Source organism: Brevibacterium yomogidense, assembly GCF_016107685.1.
Classification (GTDB): Bacteria; Actinomycetota; Actinomycetes; order Actinomycetales; family Brevibacteriaceae; genus Brevibacterium; species Brevibacterium yomogidense.
Map to the genome: position 1 here is coordinate 877,102 of NZ_JABASY010000001.1, position 21,790 is coordinate 898,891.

Annotated in this window: 15 protein-coding genes; 5 read left to right on the plus strand and 10 right to left on the minus strand. The window is 69.4% G+C overall.

All coding sequences use genetic code 11. The features are described 5' to 3' along the window. Positions 1-97: 97 nt before the first annotated feature. A complete protein-coding gene (locus tag JFC09_RS03650) occupies positions 98-2,194 on the minus strand; it encodes a M13 family metallopeptidase (RefSeq protein ID WP_198392587.1) in 2,097 nt (698 codons plus the stop codon). 123 nt (positions 2,195-2,317) lie between these two features. On the opposite strand from JFC09_RS03650, the gene JFC09_RS03655 reads away from it, so the two are divergent. After that, positions 2,318-2,974 (plus strand): copper resistance CopC family protein, encoded by a 657-nt coding sequence (locus JFC09_RS03655; RefSeq protein ID WP_198392588.1) that lies wholly within the window; start codon positions 2,318-2,320, stop codon positions 2,972-2,974. A 155-nt stretch (positions 2,975-3,129) separates the two neighbouring features. On the opposite strand, the gene JFC09_RS03660 is transcribed toward JFC09_RS03655, so the two are convergent. The 7 genes from JFC09_RS03660 to JFC09_RS03690 all read right to left on the minus strand — a co-directional run bounded on the left by JFC09_RS03660 (position 3,130) and on the right by JFC09_RS03690 (position 13,101). After that, the gene (locus JFC09_RS03660) at positions 3,130-4,398 is read right to left on the minus strand and encodes a glycerate kinase (protein ID WP_198392589.1); all 1,269 of its coding nucleotides are present in this window, start codon (positions 4,396-4,398) and stop codon (positions 3,130-3,132) included. Between the two features lie 318 nt (positions 4,399-4,716). Next, a complete protein-coding gene (locus JFC09_RS03665; protein WP_198392590.1) occupies positions 4,717-5,973 on the minus strand; it encodes an MFS transporter in 1,257 nt (418 codons plus the stop codon). A 257-nt stretch (positions 5,974-6,230) separates the two neighbouring features. After that, the gene (gene pgm / locus JFC09_RS03670; RefSeq protein WP_198392591.1) at positions 6,231-7,871 is read right to left on the minus strand and encodes a phosphoglucomutase (alpha-D-glucose-1,6-bisphosphate-dependent); all 1,641 of its coding nucleotides are present in this window, start codon (positions 7,869-7,871) and stop codon (positions 6,231-6,233) included. Between the two features lie 77 nt (positions 7,872-7,948). Continuing rightward, positions 7,949-9,247, minus strand: coding sequence for a hypothetical protein (locus JFC09_RS03675; RefSeq protein ID WP_198392592.1), 1,299 nt, complete (start codon positions 9,245-9,247; stop codon positions 7,949-7,951). Positions 9,248-9,254: 7 nt separating this feature from the next. Next, positions 9,255-9,581: a rhodanese-like domain-containing protein gene (locus tag JFC09_RS03680; protein ID WP_198392593.1), complete on the minus strand. Its 327-nt coding sequence runs from the start codon at positions 9,579-9,581 to the stop codon at positions 9,255-9,257. Between the two features lie 89 nt (positions 9,582-9,670). After that, positions 9,671-11,455 (minus strand): class I adenylate-forming enzyme family protein, encoded by a 1,785-nt coding sequence (locus JFC09_RS03685; RefSeq protein WP_198392594.1) that lies wholly within the window; start codon positions 11,453-11,455, stop codon positions 9,671-9,673. Positions 11,456-11,595: 140 nt separating this feature from the next. Next, positions 11,596-13,101 (minus strand): acetyl-CoA hydrolase/transferase family protein, encoded by a 1,506-nt coding sequence (locus tag JFC09_RS03690; protein WP_198392595.1) that lies wholly within the window; start codon positions 13,099-13,101, stop codon positions 11,596-11,598. 87 nt (positions 13,102-13,188) lie between these two features. On the opposite strand from JFC09_RS03690, the gene JFC09_RS03695 reads away from it, so the two are divergent. Beyond that, positions 13,189-14,052 (plus strand): acyl-CoA thioesterase, encoded by an 864-nt coding sequence (locus tag JFC09_RS03695; protein ID WP_198392596.1) that lies wholly within the window; start codon positions 13,189-13,191, stop codon positions 14,050-14,052. Between the two features lie 145 nt (positions 14,053-14,197). Here JFC09_RS03695 and JFC09_RS03700 read toward each other — a convergent pair whose 3' ends face one another. Both JFC09_RS03700 and JFC09_RS03705 read right to left on the minus strand, forming a co-directional pair. After that, positions 14,198-14,983: a crotonase/enoyl-CoA hydratase family protein gene (locus JFC09_RS03700; RefSeq protein WP_198392597.1), complete on the minus strand. Its 786-nt coding sequence runs from the start codon at positions 14,981-14,983 to the stop codon at positions 14,198-14,200. 269 nt (positions 14,984-15,252) lie between these two features. After that, positions 15,253-16,425, minus strand: coding sequence for an acyl-CoA dehydrogenase family protein (locus JFC09_RS03705; protein WP_198392598.1), 1,173 nt, complete (start codon positions 16,423-16,425; stop codon positions 15,253-15,255). Between the two features lie 133 nt (positions 16,426-16,558). Here JFC09_RS03705 and JFC09_RS03710 point away from each other — a divergent pair, with 133 nt between their 5' ends. The 3 genes from JFC09_RS03710 to JFC09_RS03720 all read left to right on the plus strand — a co-directional run bounded on the left by JFC09_RS03710 (position 16,559) and on the right by JFC09_RS03720 (position 21,557). After that, entirely contained in the window at positions 16,559-17,725 is a 1,167-nt protein-coding gene (locus JFC09_RS03710) for a thiolase family protein (protein ID WP_198392599.1), read from the plus strand. After that, the gene (locus JFC09_RS03715; protein WP_198392600.1) at positions 17,722-19,425 is read left to right on the plus strand and encodes an AMP-binding protein; all 1,704 of its coding nucleotides are present in this window, start codon (positions 17,722-17,724) and stop codon (positions 19,423-19,425) included. Before JFC09_RS03710 ends, JFC09_RS03715 begins: the two co-directional genes overlap by 4 nt. A gap of 242 nt (positions 19,426-19,667) precedes the next feature. Then, positions 19,668-21,557, plus strand: coding sequence for an LPXTG cell wall anchor domain-containing protein (locus JFC09_RS03720; RefSeq protein ID WP_198392798.1), 1,890 nt, complete (start codon positions 19,668-19,670; stop codon positions 21,555-21,557). Positions 21,558-21,790 lie beyond the last annotated feature (233 nt).

The window sequence follows — 21,790 nt, forward strand, 5'->3', positions numbered from 1 at the left end:
GGAACTGACCGCAGTCACGCCAACGTGAACACAGGAAGCCGCCTGCCCGACAGAACGTCGAGCAGGCGGCTTCCTCACGTCAGCGGGCCCGGGTGCGTCACCAGATGGACACGCGGTCCTGCGGCGCCATCCACATGCCGTCGCCCTCCTGGGTGCCGTAGACCTCGGCGAAGGCGTCCATGTTCTTGACGATCTGGTTGCAGCGGAACTCCTCGGGGGAGTGGGGATCGATCGTGAGGCGACGACGACGCTCTTCATCCCGCATCGTCGTCTGCCAGGCACGTGCCCACGCCTCGAAGAACGCCTGCCCGTCCTCGTTCGTCACCTCGGCCCCGCGCGCGGCGGCCCGCAGGTGGAGTGCCTTCCACGCAATGGACAGACCGCCCAGATCGCCGATGTTCTCCCCGATCGTCAGCGCGCCGTTCACATGGTCCTCGTCGCTCATCCCATGGGGTACGAGTGCGTCGAACTGGGCGATGAGCGATCCGGTCTGCTCCTCGAACCGTGCGCGGTCCTCCTCCGTCCACCAGTCGGTGAGCGCCCCGTGGCCGTCGTAGCGCGACCCCTGGTCATCGAAGCCGTGGCCGATCTCGTGACCGATCACCGCGCCGATCGCCCCCAGGTTCTGGGCGTCCGACGCGTCCGGGTCGAAGAACGGCGGCTGGAGGATCGCGGCGGGGAACACGATCTCGTTCATCACCGGGTGGTAGTAGGCGTTGACCGTCTGCGGGGTCATGAGCCATTCGGTGCGGTCGATCGCCTTGCCGATGCGGCCCACCTGGCGGTCGTGCTCGGCCTCCGTCGCACGACGGACGTTGCCCACGAGGTCGTCGGCGCGGACCTCCGCCGGGTACTCCCGCCACACGTCCGGGTAGCCGACCTTCGGAGTGAACAGCCGCAGCTTCTCGAGCGCCCGCTCCTTGGTCTCCTCGCCCATCCAGTCGAGTGTGCGGATCGACGAGTCGTACGCCTCGATGAGCGCGTCGACCAGTTCGCCGATCGCCTGCTTCGACGACCGGGGGAACTCCTGGTCCACGTAGATGCGGCCCACCGCTTCACCCAGCAGGGACTCCACGAGGCTCACGCCGCGCTTCCACCGGTCCCGCACCTGCGGGGTGCCGGACAGGGTGCGGCCGTAGAAGTCGAAGTTCGCCTGCACCAGGTCGTCGCTCAGGTAGGCGGCGAAGGAGTGGACGGTACCGAGCATCGCCCACGCAGTGAGGTCCTCCAGCGGCGTGCTCTCCCACACCGTGCCGAGCCCCTCGAGGAAGCTTGGCTCGCCGACGATGATGTGCGGGGCGTCGCCCACACCGATCTCCGTGAGCCACCCTGTGATGTCGAACCCTTCGGCACGTGCCGCGGCTTCGTCAGGTGTCATGCGGTTGTAGGTCTTCTGCGCGTCGCGGCTCTCCACGACGTCCCAGTGCTTCTCCGCCAACCGGGTCTCGAACGCGAACACCGACTTCGCGATGTCCTGCGCGTCCCTGCCCGTGCGGGTGTCGAGTCCCGCGACCGAGGTCAGGTGTGCGAGGTGCGCGACGTACTGCTCGCGGACCTCTGCGTACTGGTCCTCCCGGTAGTACGACTCGTCCGGCAGACCCAGCCCGCCCTGGTGGACGTACAGCACGTACCGGTCCGGGTCCTTCGCGTCCGCGGACACATACGCAGCGAGGGCGCCGGAACCTCCGACACGCTCCAGCCGGCCCAGCACGCGCACCAGCTCTGCGTGGTCGGTGACCGCTGCCAGTGCAGCGAGGTCGTCCTCCAGCGGCGTGATCCCCAGTGCTTCGACGCGGTCCTCGTCCATGAAGGACGCGTAGAGGTCCGCGATCTTCCGCGCCTCCTCCGCGGCTTCCGCGGTGACGGCGCCCGCGGAAGCTGCGGAGGAGGCACTTTCGGACGCGTCCGAGGCGGCGGTGACGGAATCCGTCGAGGTGGCCGGGACCTCGGCGGCGGTTGCCGAGGCCGTGGTCGCCGAGGCGGCGATCTCACCGGCGTGGAGGATGATGTCGCGGACCTTCTCCTCGGCGGTGTCGAAGAGCTGGCGGATGACGCCGTCGGCGGAACGGTCGTCGGGAATGGTGTGGGACGCGATCCACTCGCCGTTGATGTGGAAGTAGAGGTCGTCCTGCGGGCGGACGTCCGTGGGGACCTGGGGCGCGTCGACGGGCGCGGCACTCTGCTCGGTTGTCATGCCCCCACACTAGAAGGCCATCGTGCAGAAGATGAAGTTCCCAGACTCATCGCGGATAATTGTCGAGGTACCCGGTGGTTCGCTGCGACTCCGGGGCCGGTCATACATCCCACAGGAGGTCTCGTGTCACTGCGCTCTCGCACGCTTGCAACGATCATTGCGGGCCTGCTCATGATGTTCGGTCTGACCGTCGGTCAGGCCGCGCATGCCCACGATCAGCTCGTCGGCTCGAACCCGGAGGAGGGCGCGGAACTCGACACGCAGCCCGAATGGCTCGAGCTCACGTTCAGCGGGGAGATCCAGGACGTCGGCACGGAGATCCAGGTCGTGGACGACAGCGGCGACGACATCTCCGCAGGTGAGGTGACGGTCGAGGGCACCAAGGTCTCCTCCGCGCTGCCGGACGACCTCACTCCCGGCGACTACACGGTGCAGTGGCGCGTGGTGTCCTCCGACGGCCACCCGATCTCCGGCGAGTTCGACTTCACGCTCACGGACGCGGTGGGCGCCGGTGAGGATGGCGACGACGCTGCCGCAGACGGCGAGGAGAACGGCCCGGCAGAGCTGGGCGGCGCGGCCGTCGACCAGCCGGAGGATGGCGCACAGGAGCAGGGCGCGCTCAGCGAGGACGCGGATTCCGGCGGTATGTCGACGCCGATGATGATCCTGCTCGTCGTGGGCGGCCTCGCGGTCGTCGTGCTCGTCATCCTGCTCCTCACCCGCAAGCAGAAGGGCCTGCCCGGAACGCCCGGCAACCCGGAGGAGCCCGACACGAAGTGACCGTGGTGCCGGACTGAACCCGGGCCCGAGGTCTGGGGCAGGTTCCGTTCCCACCCCACAGCAGAGGTGCCCCGCACGTATCTATCGTGCGGGGCACCTCTGCGTTCTGGTTCGGGAGGCGTCTGCGTCCTGGTTCCGGAGACGAGCTTCTGCGTTCAGGCGCGCAGCAGTTCCGCGAGGCGTTCGCCGGCCTGCTTCACGACCGGAGCGGGGCGGGTCATGCAGGTCTCTGCGGGAGCGAGGCTGCGCAGCTCGATGATGCCGGTGACCCCGGTGGCGTCCTCCGCTGTGAGCTCTGCGGCGCCGCACACCACCCACACGGGCACTCCCGTCTGATGTGCTCGGTCGATGACGGCACCGGGGCCCTTCCCGTGGAGCGTCTGCCGGTCGAACCGCCCCTCGCCCGTGACGACGAGGTCCGCGGACGCCAGGGCGTCCTCGAACCCCACGAGCTCCATGATGTAGTCCGCGCCGGGCCGCATCTGCGCACCCAGGGCGACCAGCGCTCCGAACCCGGTGCCGCCGGCGGCACCCGCGCCGGATGTCAGCGCCGCGTCGGCCGCGGACGCCGCGCCGTGCAGGGCAGGGTCATCGCCGGACGCATCGCCGAACTGCGCACGGCCACCGGTGGACACGCTGCCGTGCAGAGCCGGACCAGCGGCCGACACGTCGCCCAACTGCGCACGGCCACCGCCGGCCACACCGTCGCCCCGAGTGCGACCGTCACCGTGCGCCTCGGCGATCCGGTCGCGGAGGTGGGCGAGGGCGCGGTCGAGGAGTTCGACCTCGGCGTCGGAGGCGCCCTTCTGCGGTCCGTACACGGCAGCGGCGCCGTGGGGACCCAGCAGCGGGTTGTCGACGTCGCTGGCGAGCACGACCTCGGCGTCCTGGATCCGCGGGTCCAGGCCGGTGAGGTCGACGTGGGCGATATCCAGCAGACCCAGGCCACCGGGAGGGACCGGCCGGCCGGAGTCATCGAGGAACCGAGCGCCCAGCGCGGTGAGCATCCCCGCGCCGCCGTCCGTGGACGACGACCCGCCCACCGCGAGCACGATCCGGGTGCACCCGGCATCCAGCGCTGCCGCGATGAGCTCGCCGGTCCCGTGGGTGCCGGCGCTGAGCGCCGCGTCGCGCGACGGGGTGACGAGTGCGATCCCGGATGCTTCGGCCAGTTCCACGATGGCGGTGCGGCCGGACTGTGCCCATGTCGCCTCGACCGACTGGCCGAGGGGGCCGGTGACGGTGGCGGTGCGCTGTTGGAAGCCGGCGGCGAGGGCGGCGGCCACGGTGCCGTCGCCTCCGTCCGCGATCGGCACGGACGCGACCGTGTGGCCTGCGGCGGTGAGGGGAGGCGTGAGTGCTGCGGCGACCTCGGCGGAGGTGAGAGTGCCCTTGAACTTGTCACAGGCGAGAAGGATGTGCATCTTCTCAGCCTAGCGTCGCGCCGGCCCGGGGGAGGTGGGCCACTGCTCTGCGGACGGTGCCGCTGGGCCCGGCGGGACGGCCGCGCCTACGGTGCGTCGACGTCCGCGCCACGGTCCGGCGGACGGTGCCGCCGGCGCCGGCGACTGCCCTGAAGTTTCGCCATGACGGCCACACATGTTTCAGCGTGACCGCCACGGTGGACCCAGTGTAGCGGACAAGCGGGATCGCGTCTTCCCGCAGGTGAGAGGGGTTCTCAGGTGAGTTTCGCGAGGTCCGCGGCAGCGCGCGTTCGCGCCCGCCCCGGCCCGTGACCAGCCTCAGCCCTCCGGCGTGATGACGGGGAGCGTCTCCGTGTCGATCGTCTGGCGGCGGGGGCGGCGCGGTGTGGGGCTGCGAGCAGGGTCCATGCTGGGCAGCCCGATGATCGCGACGGCGAGTCCGATGGATGCACAGATCCCGATGATCCAGATCGCCTGGTGGGCTCCCATCCGGTCGATGACGCTGCCTGCCGCGGCAGACCCGATCGCCACACCGAACCCCAGCGCGGTGGAGATCCACGCGAGCGATTCCGTGAGCCGTTCCGGCGGTGCGAGGGTCTGGATGACGGAGCTCACCGCGATGAGGCTGGGCGCGATCCCCACACCCACGACGAAGAGGAGGGCCGCGAAGAGCACCATGTCGTTCGCGAGCAGCAGCAGCCACGACCCGGCGGTCAGCAGCGTGAGCATGAGGGGGAACCGGAACCGCACCGACATCGTCCAATCGAACGCGCCGTAGGCGGTGCCGGCGATGAGCGACCCTGCGGCCAGGGCGCTCAGCGCGATGCCGGCGAAGGCCTTCGCCCCCTGCTCGTCGCCGAACCCCACCGCGATGACGTCGATCGCCCCGAACAGGACGCCCAGGAAGATCTGGCAGACGACGGCGGCGAGGATGCCGGGGTGGGTGAGGACCCGGCCGGAGCGGTCGACCGCCCGCCCGCGGGGTGCCGGTTCCGTCGCCTTCTGCGGGTAGAACAGGAGTGCTCCCGTCGCGGTCGCGACACCGGACAGCAGGACACCCGCGGGGGCCAGCCACAGGGTGGCCAGCGCGGTGACGACGACGGGTCCGGAGACGAAGAGGAATTCGTCGGCGACGGCCTCCCAGCTGAAAGCGGTGTCGAGCTGCCGGGAGTTCTCCACCAGCGCGTTCCACCGCGCTCGCACGAGTGATCCGAGGCTGCCGACGCTGGCCCCGGCGATCCCCGCGAACGCGAAGACGAGGCCGAACCACCAGCCGAGGGTGACGGCCAGCAGGAGGCCGATGAGCGCGCCGAGGTGGATGCACACGACGGGCACCATGATGCGCGCCTGGCCGTGGGTGTCGACGAGCCGGGCGATGAGCGGGTTCGACATCGCCTGCACGACCATGAACACGCTGGTGACGAGGCCCGCGAGTTCGTACGACCCCGTCTCGCCCTGGACGAACAGGACGATGCCGATCCCCAGGATCGCGATCGGCATGCGGGCGACCAGCCCGGCGAGGGAGAACTTCAGCGCCCCGGGCAGCGCGAAGATCTCCGAATACTTCCGCAGCATACGGGCGATCCTACGGGTGTCCTCGGACTGGGGACGTCCCCGCCGCCGAGGCGCTGGTCACGTCCGAGCCCCACCCCGCCGAGGCACTGGGCAGGTCTGAGGCCAGACCGCCGAGGTGCCGGTCACCCGACATCGCGGCCACCCGGGACGGCGTCCCGGCTCGCCGGGGTACCAGTCCTGTGGAGCGACCCACCCCGCCGAGGTGCCGGCCACCTGCGGAGGGCAGGGCGCCTCGGGGGGGGTGGAGTGGGTCGTGCTCAGCCGATGACGGAGTCGACGAGGCTGCGGGCCTCCGTCTGGACCTGGGCGAGGTGCTCCTCGCCGCGGAACGATTCCGCGTAGATCTTGTAGACGTCCTCCGTGCCGGACGGGCGGGCGGCGAACCACGCACTGTCCGTGCTCACCTTGAGGCCGCCGATCGCGGCGTCGTTGCCGGGCGCTTCGGAGCGGACGTCCGTGATCGGGTCGCCCGCCAGTTCGGTGCTCGTGACGTTCGACGCGCTCAGCGACGCGAGCGCCTCCTTCTGCGTGCGCGTGGCCGGGGCGTCGGTCCGCGTGTAGGCGGTCGTCCCGTGCTGCGCGGCGAGCTCCGCGAAGCGCTGGGACGGCGTCTTGCCCGTCACCGCGAGGATCTCCGCGGCGAGCAGCGCGAGGATGATCCCGTCCTTGTCCGTCGACCACGTGCTGCCGTCGCGGCGCAGGAACGAGGCCCCGGCGGACTCCTCACCGCCGAACGCGACGGAGCCCTCCAGCAGCCCGTCGACGAACCACTTGAAGCCCACCGGCACCTCGTAGAGGGAGCGGCCGGCGGCGTCGACGACACGGTCGATGAGCGCGGAGCTCACGAGCGTCTTCCCGATGCGGGCCCGCTGCGGCCAGTCGGGCCGGTGGTTCAGCAGGTAGTCGATGGCGACGGCGAGGTAGTGGTTGGGGTTCATGAGCCCCGCGTCGGGGGTGACGATGCCGTGGCGGTCCGCGTCCGCGTCGTTGCCGGTGCCGATGTCGAAGTCCTCGCGGGACGCGATGAGGGACGCCATCGCATACGGGGAGGAGCAGTCCATGCGGATCTTCTCGTCCCAGTCGAGCGTCATGAACGACCAGGTGGGGTCGACCTCCGGGTTGACGACGGTGAGGTCCAGGTCGAACATCTCCCCGATCGCCACCCAGTAGTCGACGGCGGCGCCGCCCATGGGGTCCGCGCCGATCCGCAGCCCGGCCTCGCGGATCGCGTCCATGTCGATGACGGAGGCCAGGTCGGACACGTAGGTGTCGAGGAAGTTGAAGTTCGTCGTGTTCTCCAGGTGGAAGGCGCGCTGGAAGACCTTCCGCGGGATCTTCTCCCACCCGTCCTCCAGCAGCGCGTTGGCGCGGTCCTCGATCCACTTCGTGACGTCCGTGCCGGCGGGTCCGCCGTGGGGCGGGTTGTACTTGATGCCGCCGTCACCGGGCGGGTTGTGGCTGGGGGTGATGATGATGCCGTCCGCCGTCCCCTGCGCGCCGGCGTGCTCCCGGTTGTGGGCGAGGATCGCGTGCGACACCGCGGGGGTGGGCGTGTAGCCGTCCCGGTCGTCGATCATCGCCGGCACGCTGTGGGCGGCGAGGACCTCCATCGTCGTGAGGAACGCGGGTTCCGACAGGGCATGGGTGTCCCGCCCCACGAAGACCGGTCCGGTGTACCCCCTGGTCTTGCGGTAGTCGACGATCGCCTGCGTCGTTGCGGCGATGTGTGCTTCGTTGAAGGAGTGCTTCAGACTCGATCCGCGATGTCCGGACGTCCCGAAGGCGACGCGCTGCTCTGCGACGGCGGGGTCCGGGACGAGGTCGTGGTACGCGTCCAAGAGCTCCGGGATGTCGACGAGGTCGCGATCCTCCGCTGGCTGGCCTGCTCGATTCTGCATGCCCTCACTATGCACAAACGAATCCGCCGAGGGGCGAAGTTCTCGCATAGTGGCCCCGCGGTCTTACCCCCGGGATATCAGTCCCGCGCGCAGCCGATGCCGGACTGCATGCTCGTGATCATCCCGTCGGTGCGGGTGCCGCCGACCACGTCGACGGTGAAGCGGTCGTCGCCGTCGGTGACGAGGGAGGGTGCCTCACCGTCGACCACGTGCTCCGATTCGGTGGATCCGAGGTACGGGTGCTCTGCCAGGGACGACCCCAGCTGCAGGGGCGCGCCGATCGTCACGGGCGACGGGAAGTCGCTCAGCTCGCCGCTCCAGGCGAGGCATGTGCCGACCCATTCCGGTTCGCCGTCCGCCGGTGAGTAGTAGGTGGCGGAGAAGGAGCCCCACGTCTTCGTCTCCGACGCATACCCCTGGTGGTCGCCCCCCTCCGCGAACTCGGAGGACTCCTCGTCGGGTTCGCCCATGAACTCCGCGATCGCGTCGAACGCTTCGCGGTCGTCCAGGTCCTCCTGGCCCACGATGATGCCGTTGTCGCCGTCGACCCCCACGACGAGGGTCTTGTCCGGCTGCGGCACCGACTCCATGAAGTCGTCCGTGTGGGTGAGCTGGCGGACCGACCCGGACTCGTCGTCCCATGCGACGGTCGTCCAGCTGCGGCCGCTGGGTTCGTCGGTGTCCCCGTCCTGCTCCTCGCGGATGAAGTAGCGGTAGCCGTCGCCGTTGCGCAGGCTCGAGTGCAGCAGCGTGGTGCCGATGCCGGCGGGTTCGCGCAGCTCGAGGTCCACCGCCGAGGCCCCGGAGGCCTCCGCTGCCGCCGCACCGTCGGATGCCGGGTCGCCGGGGGTCGGTTCCCCGGCCGTCACGATGCCCATGACCCGCAGGTCGTCCTGGGTGCCGCCGACGATGAGATCGCCGGAGTCCACGACGGCCTCCGCGCCGGTGGGGGCGTCGCCGCCGACCGCCTTGCAGGAGAAGGGGACGGACGCGTAGCTGCGGGCGTCGGGGCCGATCTCCAGGTACTGGGGTGCGCCGGTGATCGCGAGTTCGACCTCGGCGTCCAGTGCGGAGAGTTCGTCGGAGGGGGCCGACGGGGAGAACGTCGCCCGGCCGTCCTGGACGGTCACGGGGCCGTCGTGGTGGCAGGCGGCGATCCGGTCGTACGGGGCGGACCCGAAGTCGATGTCGAGTTCCCGGGACACCGCCGGCGGGAACTCGTCCTCGGGTTCCTCCGTCGCCGAGGCCGTGGCCGGGGCGGTGGACGCGGCCGGTTCGGTGACCCCGGCCTCGGCGTCTGCCTCCTGCGCGCAGGCGGACAGCAGGACGAGGGCGGACGCGGCGAGGACGGCCGCCATCGGACGGAGTGCGGTCACGTGGCGGTCACTTCACCCACGGTTCGGCGTCGCCCTCAGCGACGATCGGCTTGCCGTTGTCCAGGTTCCAGGAGCCCATCCCGCCGGTGACGTCGATGGCGTCGAAGCCGTTGTCGTTGAGCCACATGACGGCCTGGCGGGACCGGCCGCCGGTGCGGCAGACGACGTAGACGTCCTCGTCGAGCGGAACCTCGCCGTAGCGGGCGGGCAGATCCGCGAGCGGGATGTGCAGGGCGTCCTCGATGTGGCCGGCCTCCCACTCGTCGTCGCCACGGACGTCGAGGATCGGGGCGCCGTCGGGGATCTCGTGAACTGTTGCGCGTGGAATATCCATGCGTCCAGTCTAGGAGCGGGCGCCGCGGCCCGCGACGCCGTGGCGGTGCCGATCTCGGAACGTGGAACGCACGGCGGCGTGCGCAGGCCTCAGAGGCGGGAGCGCAGCTCCGTCTTGAGCACTTTCCCCGCGGTCGAGGTCGGCAGCGCGTCCACGAAGTGGACCTCACGGATCTTCTGGTAGGGCAGCACCTGCTGGGCGAACCAGTCCATGAGGGCCTGGGCGTCGGCCTCGGGGGCGCTGGTGTCCGGGCGGGGGACGACGAAGGCGATGGGGACCTCGCCCACGTCCCCGTCCGGCCGGCCGACGACGGCGGCCTGCGCGACGTTCGGGTGGGCGGACAGGATGTCCTCGAGCTCGCGGGGGTACACGTTGTAGCCCTTGTAGAGGAGCATGTCCTTCGCGCGGTCGTGGATGCGGACGAAGCCGTGGTCGTCGAGCGAGGCGACGTCGCCGGTGCGCAGCCAGCCGTCGACGAACTGGGCGGCAGTGAGCTCCGGGGCGTCGGCGTAGCCCGCGGTCACCTGGGGGCCGTGCACCCACAGCTCGCCCTCCTGGCCGGCCGGCAGGACGTCGAGGCCGTCGGGGGAGCGCACCTCCACCCGAGTGTCCGGCATCGGGACGCCGACCGTGCCGGGCTTCCGGGTGCCGCCCACCGTGATGTCCGAGGCGGTCACGACGCACGTGCCCTCCGTGAGGCCGTAGCCCTCGCCGACGATCGCATTCGGCATGACCTGGGCGATCTTCGCAAGCGACGTCGCGTCCAGCGGTGCAGCCCCGGACAGAGCGGCCCTGATGCTCGAAGCGGTCCTGCCCGTCTTCGCTGCGAACGCCGCGAGTGCGAGGTACATGGGCGGGTTTCCGGACGTGTACTCCGCCTGCCACCGGTCGCACAGGTCGATGAACGACTCCGGGCGGAACCGGCCCGTGAGGACCGTGGTGATCCCGCCCAGCGTGAAGAGCGCGAGGCTCGCGATGCCCTGCGCGTGGAACAGCGGCGGCACCTGGATCGCGACCCCCGTCCCCGGGTGCAGGAGCGGTGCGCCCAGCGAATCGATGGGCATGAGCGCGAGTTCACCCTCGTCGTCGCGCACCACGCGGGAATGCAGGCGCCACGCCGCCACCTGCGTCACGTTGGACAGCACATTGCTGTGCAGGACGCGCACCGCCTTCGACCGGCCCGTCGTGCCGCCGGTGAACTGGAAGTGGGCGACCTCGCCCCAGTCGTTGAGGACGGGGGCGAAGGCGGGTGCGGGAGAGGTGGGGTGTGTTTCCGTGGTGGCCGGGGCCTCGGCGGTGGTGGTCGTCGTGAACGACACGAACTGCGGCTGGTCGGCGTCTGCGACGACCGACTGCGCGGTGGCGAGCTCTGCGTCGGTGGCTGGCCCGGCCCACGACGGATCGGTCACGAGGACGCGGGTGAGGTCGAGGTCGGGGCCCGCCTCGATCGCCGCGGCCAGGTGGGCGGGGTGGGCGATGAGGAGGTGCGCGCGGGCGTCCGTGAGCTGCCGGACCAGCGCGGGGGCGGGCTGCAGCGGGTTCACGAGGGTGACGGAAGCGCCGGTGAGCAGCGCGCCGTAGTACGCGACGGGGAAGTCGACGACGTTCGGCAGCTGGATCGCGACCACACGGCCCGGCCCGGCGCCGTCGTCGGCGAGACGCTGCGCCAGGTGCGACGCGCGGTCTAGCAGTTCCGTGAACGTGAGGGTGTCCTCGCCGTCGACGACTGCAATCCGGTCCGCGTAGTGCTTCGCCGCGGACAGGAGGATCTCGGGAACCGCTGCCGGGACGTAGTCCAGGTTCCGGGGCATTCCGACAGGGAAGTAGCCCTGCCGGGTGCTCTCATCAGCGGTGTCGATGTCCGTGGTCGTCATTGATCCTCCGTAGCGAATGGTCGCGCAGCCGGGCTGGGCCTGTTCGGGTGTGCCAGTGCCGAGTATGCCCCGTCCGGGCATGGTGCGTTCATTGTCGGAGCCTAGGACTGTCTGATCGTTCGATCAAGGCAGGCGGCCTGTCACATGCGGCCCTCCGCGGCCGCCCGCCGGTGCCAGCTGAGCGCCTCGTCAAGCAGGTGCGGCGCATGCCGGGCGGTGGGGCTCTCCGCGTACGCGCGGTCGTGGTAGTCGTGCAGCCGGTCCCGGAAGTCCGGGTGGGCGCACTTGTCGATGATCCGCTTCGCGCGCTGGTTGGGCGCGGTGCCGCGCAGGTCCGCGATGCCCTGTTCGGTGACGAGCACGTGGACGTCGTGCTCCGTGTGGTCGACGTGCGGCACCATCGGCACGATCGAGGACAGCGCGCCGCCCTTCGCGATCGACGGGGAGACGAAGAAGTTGAGGAACGCGTTGCGGGCGAAGTCGCCGGAGCCGCCGATCCCGTTGATCATCTTCGACCCGTTCACCTCCGTCGAATTCACGTGCCCGTAGATGTCCGCCTCCACCATCCCGTTGATCGCGATGACGCCCAGGCGACGGACGATCTCCGGGTGGTTCGACATCTCCTGGGGGCGCAGGAGGATGCGACCCTTGTAGGCCTCGATGTCCCGGTTGAACTGCTCCGCGACTTCCCGGGCGAGCGAGAACGACGTGGCGGAGATCGAATCGAGCTTGCCGCTGTCCAGCAGTTTCAGCAGGTTGTCCTGGATGACCTCCGTGTAGGAGGTGAGGTGCTCGAATTCGGACTCCGCGAGCCCGGCGAGCACTGCGTTCGCGACGTTGCCCACCCCCGACTGGAGGGGCAGCAGGTTCTTCGGGATGCGACCGGCGGCGACCTCGTGGCGGACGAAGTCGATGAGGTGGTCGGCCATCGCCTCGGACGCGGCGTCCGGAGCGGCGAACGTGTTGTCTCGGTCCGGGGCGTTCGTCTTCACGACGGCGACGACCTTCTCAGGGTCGACCCGCAGGTACGGGTCGCCGATCCGCTGGAGGGGGTCGAGGATCTCGATCGGCCGGCGGTGGGGCGGCAGCTTTGTGCCGTAGTAGATGTCGTGGAAGCCCTCGTATTCGCGCGGGTGCCACTCGTTCACCTCGAGGATGACCTTGTCCGCGAGGTCCAGCCACGTCTTGTTGTTGCCGACGGAGCTGCCGGGGACCAGGAGGCCGTTCGGCAGGATCGCGGCGACCTCGATGACGGCGACGTCGAGGTTGCCGTGGAACCCGAACCACACCTGCTGGGCCAGGTGGGACAGGTGGATGTCCGTGTACTCGACGTCGCCCGCGTTGATCTGCTTCCGCAGGTCCGGGTCGGAGACGAACGGGGCACGCTTGGCGATGCCGTTCACGCGGGCCAGCGCCCCGTCGACCTCTTCGCCGGTCGAGGCGCCGGTGAGCAGTCCGATGCGGAAGTCGTCGCCCGCGGCATGCGCGGATTCGATGCGTGCGGCGAGTGCTGCGGGTACGGCCTTGGGGTGTCCGGCGCCCGTGAACCCGCTCATTCCCACTGTGTCACCAGGGCGGATGTGTTCCGCAGCGCGTTCCGCAGTGGTAACTTTTGCAGCCAGAGCGGAGTCGGTAATTCGATTCATGCACGCATTGTCTCAGTGGACGTTCAGGAAGAGGAAACCGGTGTCGGATTCGGAAGGACTGCGCGCACGATCGGAGGGATCCCGCCCATGCTCGATGCCCTGCTGACACTCACGGAGACCGCGACGGACGTGTTCACGGGTGAGCCGCGGCGCGAGACGCGCCTGCCGAAGACGTTCGGCGGGCAGACGATGGCGCAGGCGCTCGCGGCGGCGTGCCGGACGGTCGATGCAGCGCGGCCGCCGGTCTCTGCGCAGGGACTCTTCCTGTCCGCCGGTGACACGGACGGTCCGGCGCGGTTCGATGTGGAGCGGGTGCGCGATGGCCGGTCGATGGACATGCGCGCGGTGCGGGCCCATCAGGGGCACCGTGAGATCCTCCGTCTGACCGCCGCGTTCCAGGAGCCGGGTGCGGGTTTCGAGCACTCAGTGCCGATGCCGGAGGTCGCCCCGCCGGAGGCCGTGCCGCCCCTTGCCGATGTGATGGAGGCCCGCAGCACGCTCGATGCGGAGGGGTGGCGGGCCGAATGGTCGTTCCTCGACCTGCGGTACGTCGAGGAGCGCCTCGTCGACCCGTCTCCGCATGAGGGACGGCAGCAGCTGTGGCTGCGCTTGCCCGAGGCAGGGGAGGGCTCCGCGACGTCGGAGCCGTGGAGGCTGCGCTGTGCGCTCGCCTACGTGAGTGATCTGGCGCTGCTGGCCACGGCACTCGTGCCGCACGGGTTCATGTTGGGAGCGCCGGACATCCCGCGGGCCACGCTCACACACTCCGTCCACTTCCACGACGATCCGGAACCCGGCGGCTGGGTGTTCATCGATCAGCGGTCGCAGTGGGCGGGCGGTGGTCGCGGACTGTCGCAGTCGACGATCTTCTCGCGCGACGGACGGCTGCTCGCGACCTGCGTGCAGGACGGTCTCATCCGCCAGCGGAAGCCGCGGCAGAACCGTACGTGACCTCGGTCGTCCCACAGACCGACCCATCCCACGATCCATCCGATCCGACAGTTCGACCCCGCCGCCCCGGTGAGGGGGTGACGGGGTCGAACGCGTGGGATCAGGCGACGCGCGCCATCACGGGACGTTCAGAGGCGGGGGACTCTCACTTGCCCGTCCACTGCGGGGCGCGCTTCTCCGCGAAGGCGCGGGAGCCCTCCTTCGCGTCCTCGGACTCGAAGACGTCGGCGATGAGTGGGGCCTGCCTCTCCCACGTCTCGGCCTGCGTCCAGTCCTGGGATTCGACGATGACCTGCTTCGACACCTGGACGGCCAGCGGCCCGTTCGCGGCGATCGTCTGCGCGAGCTCGAGTGCGCCCTCGAGCGCCTTGCCGTCCTCGACGATCGTGTTGACGAACCCGTTCTCCTTGCCGAATTCCGCGGGGTAGATGTTGCCGGTCAGCGCCATCTCCATCGCGATCGCGCGGTGGGTGCGCTGCGGCAGGATCGTCACGCCGCCGGCCGCGGCGACCAGTCCGCGCTTCACCTCGGGCACACCGAACTTGGCGGTCTCCGCGGCGACGACCAGGTCGCACGCGAGCATCGTCTCGAATCCGCCGGCCAGGGCGTAGCCCTCGACGGCCGCGATGAGCGGCTTCTTCGGCGGGGCCTCCGTGAGGGCCAGGAACCCGCGGCCGTCGACCGAGGGGCGCTCGCCGCGCAGGAAGCCCTTGAGGTCCATGCCGGAGCAGAACGTCTTCCCCGCACCGGTGATGATGCCGACGAACAGGTCGTCGTTCGCGTCGAAGTCGTCGAGGATCTTCGCCATCTTCTGCGCCATGTTCTGCGACGCGGCGTTCTTCGCCTCGGGGCGGTTGAGCGTGATGATGAGGACGTTGCCCCGGACCTCGGTGAGGACCTCGTCCACGTGTGTCTCCTGGTTCTCCGACATGCGTGCTCCTTTGCTTCGAATGCATCGAGATGAAACGTGAGGCCGGTCGGACCGACCTGCACACCTGTTCAGTATTGCAGTCCGCGGGCTGTGTGCCATCGCCCCGGTCCCGAGGTGCCGGCTGAGTCCGAGGCCGCGGCCCGGTCCCGAGTTCCCGCCGCGGTCCCGAGGTGCCGGCTGAGTCCGAGGCCCCGCCCCGGTCCCGGGGTCCTGGCCGGGTCCCGAGGTCCCGGCTGGCACCTCGGCCCCGGCGCCTCCTCGGTCCGGACTCAGTCCCTGTGTGCGGACAGTCCCATGTCCTTCGCGATGATCGTCTTCATCACCTCGGACGTGCCGCCGTAGATGCGGGTGACGCGGGCGTCGGCATACAGGCGGGCGATCGGGTACTCGAGGATGTAGCCGTACCCGCCGTGCACCTGCAGGCACTTGTCGATGACCCGGCCCTGCACCTCCGTGGTGAACAGTTTGACGCGGGCGGCGTCCGCGGGGGTCAGCTCACCCTTGTCGTGGGCGTCCAGCGCCTGGTCGAGCAGCGCGAGCGCGGCAGTGACCTCGGTGGAGCATTCCGCCAGCACGAACTTGGTGTTCTGGAACGACGACAGCGGCACGCCGAAGGACTTGCGGTCCTGCGCGTACTCGCTCGCCAGGCGGATCGCGGACTGGGCGGTGGCCACCGCGTTCACCGCGATGGTGAGTCGTTCCTGTGCGAGGTTGCTCGACATGTACTGGAAGGCGCGTCCCACCTCGCCCAGTATGTCCGCCTCCTGCACGACGACGTCGGTGAAGTGCAGTTCGACGGTGTCCTGGCTGCGGATGCCGATCTTGTGGAGCGTGTCGCCCACCTCGAACCCGGGGGTGTCGGTGGGGACGACGAAGATGGTGAGACCGCCGCGGCGGTCGTCGGGGTCGTGCGCCGAGGTGCGGGCGACCACCAGCACCAGGTCCGCATTCGCGCCCCCGGAGATGAAGGTCTTCGATCCGTTGATCTTCCAGGTGCCGTCGTCCTGCTTCTCCGCGCGGGTGCGGATGCCGGTGAGGTCCGACCCGGTGCCGGGCTCCGTCATGGCGATCGCGGTCATGAGGGTGCCGGCGGCCATGCCGGGCAGCCAGCGACGCTTCTGCTCGTCGGTCGTGTATTCGAGGATGTAGGGGGTGACGACGTCCTGGTGGACCCGGAGCGTGCCGAGGCTGGTGCAGGCGCGTGCGGTCTCCTCCGTGAGGATCGCGTTGTACTTGAAGGTGTCCGTCTGCCCGCCCCCGCCGTACTCCTCCGGGATCTGCAGGCCGATGAGCCCCAGCTCGCCCATCCGCGCGAACACGGCCTTGTCGACGAGCCCGGCGTCCTCGTACTCCTGGAAATTGGGCTCGAGCTCCCGTTCGACGAACGTGCGGCACAGCGCCCTGAACGCTTCGTGGTCGTCGTCGTACACGGTTCTGCGCATGGCGGTTCTCCGTCGTCATGTCGAGGGACGGACAGCCCTTCCCTCTGAATCGAACAATCGTTAAGGTTGGATCCAACGCTAAGCCCTGGTTGCAACGGGTGCAACAGGGACATCGTCTGGAGGACTCTCACACATGCCTGAAGCCGTCATCGTCGACGCAGCCCGCACGGCCACCGGCCGTCGCGGCGGGGCTCTGCGCGACATCCACCCCGTCGACCTCGCCGCCCACGCGCTCAAGGGTCTCGTCGACCGCACGGGAATCGATCCGGACCTCGTCGACGACGTGATCCTCGGCTGCGTCACGCAGGCGGGGGAGCAGTCGTCGAACGTCGCCCGCTGGGCGGCGCTCGCCGCGGGCTTCCCGGAGACGGCCGCCGGTACCACGGTGGATCGCGCGTGCGGGTCGTCGCAGCAGGCGCTCACCTTTGCGATCGCCTCGGTCGCCGCCGGTCACTGCGATGTCGTGATCGCCGGGGGCGTGGAGTCGATGACCCGCGTCCCGATGGGGTCGCAGCGGTCGAACGGGCCGGGGAGGGCATTCGGCCCCCTCGTCGCGCAGCGCTACGGGCGTGAGGAGTTCAGCCAGGGCGAGGGTGCGGAGATGATCGCCGAGCAGTGGGGCTTCGACCGCCGCGAGCTCGACCAGCTGGCACTCGACTCGCACGCGCGTGCGCTCGCGGCCACCGAAGCGGGGCGCTTCGCCGACCACATCCTTCCCATCGAGGGGCTCGACAAGGCGGGGAACACGATCGACTTCCGTGCCGACGAGGGCATCCGACCGGGCGGCACACTCGAATCGCTGGGCAAGCTCACGACGGTGTTCCGGGAGGACGGGGTCATCACTGCGGGCAACTCCTCGCAGATCTCCGATGGTGCGTCCGCGATGCTGGTCATGACGGATGTCCGCGCGAAGGAACTGGGGCTCACCCCGATCGCCCGCATCCACACGGCTGCGCTCGCGGCGGCGGACCCGGTCATCATGCTCACGGCACCCATCCCGGCCACGCAGAAGGCGCTCGCCAAGTCCGGCCTGTCCGCTTCGGACATCGACGTCTACGAGGTGAATGAGGCGTTCGCGTCCGTCCCGATGGCGTGGATGCGGGAGATCGGCGTCGACTGGGACCGGGTGAACCCGAACGGCGGTGCGATCGCGCTGGGGCACCCGCTGGGCGGTTCCGGCTCGCGCATCATGACGGACCTCGTCCACCACATGAGGGACACGGGCTCCCGATTCGGCCTGCAGACGATGTGCGAGGCCGGCGGCCAGGCCAACGCGACGATCCTGGAGCTCGTGGCATGAGCGCGGCGAACAGCACTCCAGTGCAGCAGCAGGTGGCCGATCAGGCGGCCGGGGCCGGGGCCTCGGCGGCGGGTGCCTCGTCTCACCAGCCGGCGAGCCGCACGATGGGCGAACTCGTCCACTCCGCGTTCACCCGGTACGACCGTCGGGTTGCGTTCGTCGACGGCGACCGCACCTTCACGTACGCGCAGTCGGCGGCGACCGTGCAGAGGATCCGGGAGACCCTGCGGGCCGCAGGTGTGAAGCCCGGTGACTACGGGTCGCTGCTGGGTGGGAGCAGGCCGGAGACGTTCTTCTGCACCTCGGCGCTGTACCTCGAAGGTCTCCGGGTCAGCCCCCTCCACCCGGAGAACGGGATCCGGGACCACCGGCAGTCGCTGGAGCTCTCGCAGGTGCAGTACCTCCTCTACGAAGCGGGCCGCTTCGACGACATGGCTGAGGAGCTCGCCGCCTCGGTTCCCGGGCTCACCGTCATCCCGGTGGAGGTGCGGGACCCCGCGACTGCGGAGGACACCGCCGAGGTCGTGTCCGGCTTCTCCGTCCTGGACCGCCCCGTGCGTGTGGATCCGGAGTCCGATGCGTCGCTGGGCTTCTCCGGAGGGACGACGGGCACGCCCAAGGGGATCGTCCGTTCACATCGGACGATGGTGACGAACGCGACCTACACGGTGATCGACTGGGAGTGGCCGGCGGACAACAGGTTCCTCGTCACCACCCCGATGTCGCACGCCTCCGGGGCGATGGCGCTGCCCACCCTGCTGCAGGGCGGGTCGATGGTCATGCTCGACAAGTTCTCCCCGCAGGCGTTCGTCGATGCAGTGGCCGAACACGGGATCACCTCGACGTTCCTCGTGCCGACGATGATCTATCGGATCCTCGACCTGCCGCAGGAGCAGCTCGACCGGCTGGGGTCGCTGGAGACTGTCGTCTACGGGGCGTCGCTCATGGATCCGTCGCGGATGCGGGAGGCGCTCACGAGGATCGGTCCGGTGTTCCTCCAGCTGTACGGCCAGTCGGAGGCTCCCAACCTCATCTCGGTCCTGCGGAAGGGCGACCACGACCCGGACGTGCCGGGGCGGCTCGCCTCGGCGGGAAGGGCCACGTCGTGCGCGGATGTGACGATCCGCGACGACGATGATCGGGAGGTGCCGATCGGGGAGGTCGGTGAGGTCTGCGTGTCTGGTCCCATCGTGATGACCGGATATTGGCAGAACCCGGAGCTCACCGCGGAGACGCTCCGCGGTGGGCGTCTGCACACCGGCGATCTGGGTCGTCTGGACGAGCACGGCTTCCTCAGCATCGTGGGTCGGAAGAAGGACATGATCATCACTGGCGGGCTCAACGTGTACCCCGCCGAGATCGAGGCGCGCATGCTCGAACACCCGGCAGTGGCGGAAGCCTGTGTCGTCGGGATTCCGGACCGGGACTGGGGCGAAAGGGTCGTCGCCGCAGTCGTGCTGCGTGAGGACGCTGCCGGCAGCGCGGCGGCGGACATTGCCGCGGCCGAGGGCGCCGGAGGGGAGGGTGGAAGCCCGGCTCAGGAAGCCCTTGGTGAAGAGCTCCGCGCGTTCGTGCGTGAGGAGAAGGGCAGTGTGCAGACGCCCAAGAATGTCGTTTTCGTTTCAAGCATTCCTGTCACGAAGATTGGAAAGCCCGATAAAGGCGCTATGCGTGATGAGCTGGCGAACACGCTCGATTGAAGCAGTGCCGGCAGTTCGCTGACCAGTGATGACGCTCCCGCCTCCACACCGTGGGGGGCGGGAGCGTTCGTTCTCGATTTCGTTACGAGCCAGCAGCGCCGTGATCATTTAGTGACCAAAATGATCAGAACTGTCATGCTCCGTCCATCTTTGGCACAGTGGCCGTTGAGCGTCGCGCGGCTGGGCTGTGCGTCGTCGGAGAATTCGAGCTCGTAGCACCAAGAGAGCAGAGGAAGAACAGTATGAAGACTCCCGAGGGGGGCAAGCGGTTCGTCGCACTGAGCGCGGCCGTTGCCATCGGACTCGGCGGAGTGGCCCTCACGGCCCCCGCCCTGGCGGCCAGCGAAGCACCGGAAGATCTCGGCGTTGCAGCGGCGTCGGCGCTCACCGCAGGCGCGGGCGTCGCGGCCGTCGGGTACAACGCCGACGGCGACATTGCAGTGCAGGTCGTCGAAGGATCCGGTGTCGACGCCGATGATGACGTTCTCAAGCAGGTCTCTGCCTTCGCGAAGGCAGAGACGGGCAGCGATCCGCTCGTCCAGGAGATCGCCAACGGCTACTCCACGGTGAATGCCACCGACGTCGTCGGCGGCGCGGGATACATCGTGCACGAGCCGGGCTCGCAGACCGCCGCGGGCCTCTGCTCATTCGGGTTCCCTGCAACGGGCCCGAACGGTGAGGACGCGCTCCTCACCGCAGGGCACTGCTCCGACGAGGGGAACGACATCTACCTCGAGAAGCCGTCCACCTCCAACGCGGGCACGGGCGACTACACGGGGGACCTCACCTTCGATTGGCTCACCACGACACCGGTGGGAACGGTCACGCATTCCGCATGGGCTGACACCACGATCGATCCGGAGGACCCGGGTGACTGGGACAACCCGGACAACTACGATCCGGCATCGACGCAGGACTTCGCCGTCATCACGCTGGACGATGCCTCGATCGAGACGCACGCCGAGGTCACGGACTGGACGACGGCGGGCAGTGACGACCTCTCCGCATCGACTCTCGATGTCGCCGGTGTCCACGACGTGACGATGGACGACATCGGCGAGCCGATCTCACGGTCGGGCCGCACCTCCGGATACGAAGAGGGCACGATGGGCAGCGAAGAGCTGGACACCATCGGCGGCATCGTGGACGGCTACTCCATCATCCAGGACCACGACGGCACCTACGTCGTCGTCTACGGCTTCGCTGCTGAAGCGCTCGGCATTCCGGGTGACTCCGGTGGAGCGGTCATGATGGGCGACCAGGCTGTCGGCGTGACCTCGGGCTCGAACTACGACCCGAGCACGGGTGAAGGCGACTGGATCTGGGTCGCTGAACTGGCTGAGGGCCTCAACAACCTTCCCGGCGACTACGAGGTTAAGACGACCGACGACGGTGAAGAGCCGACCGAGGAGCCCACCGAGGACCCGACGGACGATCCGACTGAGGACCCGACGGACGACCCGACCGAGGACCCGACGGACGATCCGACGGACGACCCGACCGAGGACCCGACCGTCGACCCGACTCCGACGGAGACGGCAACGGATGAGCCCACGACCCCAGCACCGACTCCTACGGACACCGATGACGCGGACGAGGACGCGGAGCTGACTGTCGACCCGCGCGAGATCGCGGCTGATCGCTTCCTTGCGGAGGACGAAGAGCAGGCAGTCGAAGAAGACCGCGGCGTCACCTACTCGGTCACGGGTGTGGAGCCCGGTTCGGACGTCACTTTCGACACCTACGCGTCGACGGACTCCGCTTCCGCGAATGCTGGAACCGAAGCCGTCCCGGCCGCTGACTCCGACGACGCTCCGGCGAAGTCCGTCACGGTGACCGCAGACGAGGACGGCAACGCCTCGTCCCGCGTCTGGGGCCTGCCCACGGCTCCGGCGGAGGCATACATCGGTGACTACGAGGTGGTCGTGACGACGACGGACGAGACCCTCAACAGCTCGTTCAAGGTCGTCGCTGATGGCGGTGACAACGGTGACGGAGGCCAGGACGACGGTGACAACGGGGACGACCTGCCCCGCACCGGTTCCACCACCGGTCCGCTGGCTACAGGCGCTGCCGGACTGGTCGCCCTCGGTGGCGCACTGGTCTACGTGGCACGCCGCCGCAAGGCCTGAACACATCTGACACCGGACGCCACCCGGCTCACTGAGACGGACGGCTGACGGAAGACGATCGAGGGGGCACCCGCTGACGCGGGTGCCCCCTTGTCATATGTTCGACCGGAACGTAAAGCTACTCCGTGCCCTGTGGGAGACCACAGTGCGGGTGATAGCCCGGCGGCTCTCGGCGGCCATTCCACAGTCGCTCTGCAGTCGCCTGGCGGTCGCTCGTACGGGTGCCCCTCAGA

Coding starts and splice junctions, on each gene's coding strand:
- pgm (WP_198392591.1), bottom strand. CDS start 7,871: ATGCAGAATCGAGCAGGCCAGCCAGCGGAGGATCGCGACCTCGTCGAC.
- JFC09_RS03715 (WP_198392600.1), top strand. CDS start 17,722: ATGAGCGCGGCGAACAGCACTCCAGTGCAGCAGCAGGTGGCCGATCAG.
- JFC09_RS03695 (WP_198392596.1), top strand. CDS start 13,189: ATGCTCGATGCCCTGCTGACACTCACGGAGACCGCGACGGACGTGTTC.
- JFC09_RS03690 (WP_198392595.1), bottom strand. CDS start 13,101: ATGAATCGAATTACCGACTCCGCTCTGGCTGCAAAAGTTACCACTGCG.
- JFC09_RS03650 (WP_198392587.1), bottom strand. CDS start 2,194: ATGACAACCGAGCAGAGTGCCGCGCCCGTCGACGCGCCCCAGGTCCCC.
- JFC09_RS03700 (WP_198392597.1), bottom strand. CDS start 14,983: ATGTCGGAGAACCAGGAGACACACGTGGACGAGGTCCTCACCGAGGTC.
- JFC09_RS03720 (WP_198392798.1), top strand. CDS start 19,668: ATGAAGACTCCCGAGGGGGGCAAGCGGTTCGTCGCACTGAGCGCGGCC.
- JFC09_RS03685 (WP_198392594.1), bottom strand. CDS start 11,455: ATGACGACCACGGACATCGACACCGCTGATGAGAGCACCCGGCAGGGC.
- JFC09_RS03705 (WP_198392598.1), bottom strand. CDS start 16,425: ATGCGCAGAACCGTGTACGACGACGACCACGAAGCGTTCAGGGCGCTG.
- JFC09_RS03665 (WP_198392590.1), bottom strand. CDS start 5,973: ATGCTGCGGAAGTATTCGGAGATCTTCGCGCTGCCCGGGGCGCTGAAG.
- JFC09_RS03660 (WP_198392589.1), bottom strand. CDS start 4,398: ATGCACATCCTTCTCGCCTGTGACAAGTTCAAGGGCACTCTCACCTCC.
- JFC09_RS03680 (WP_198392593.1), bottom strand. CDS start 9,581: ATGGATATTCCACGCGCAACAGTTCACGAGATCCCCGACGGCGCCCCG.
- JFC09_RS03710 (WP_198392599.1), top strand. CDS start 16,559: ATGCCTGAAGCCGTCATCGTCGACGCAGCCCGCACGGCCACCGGCCGT.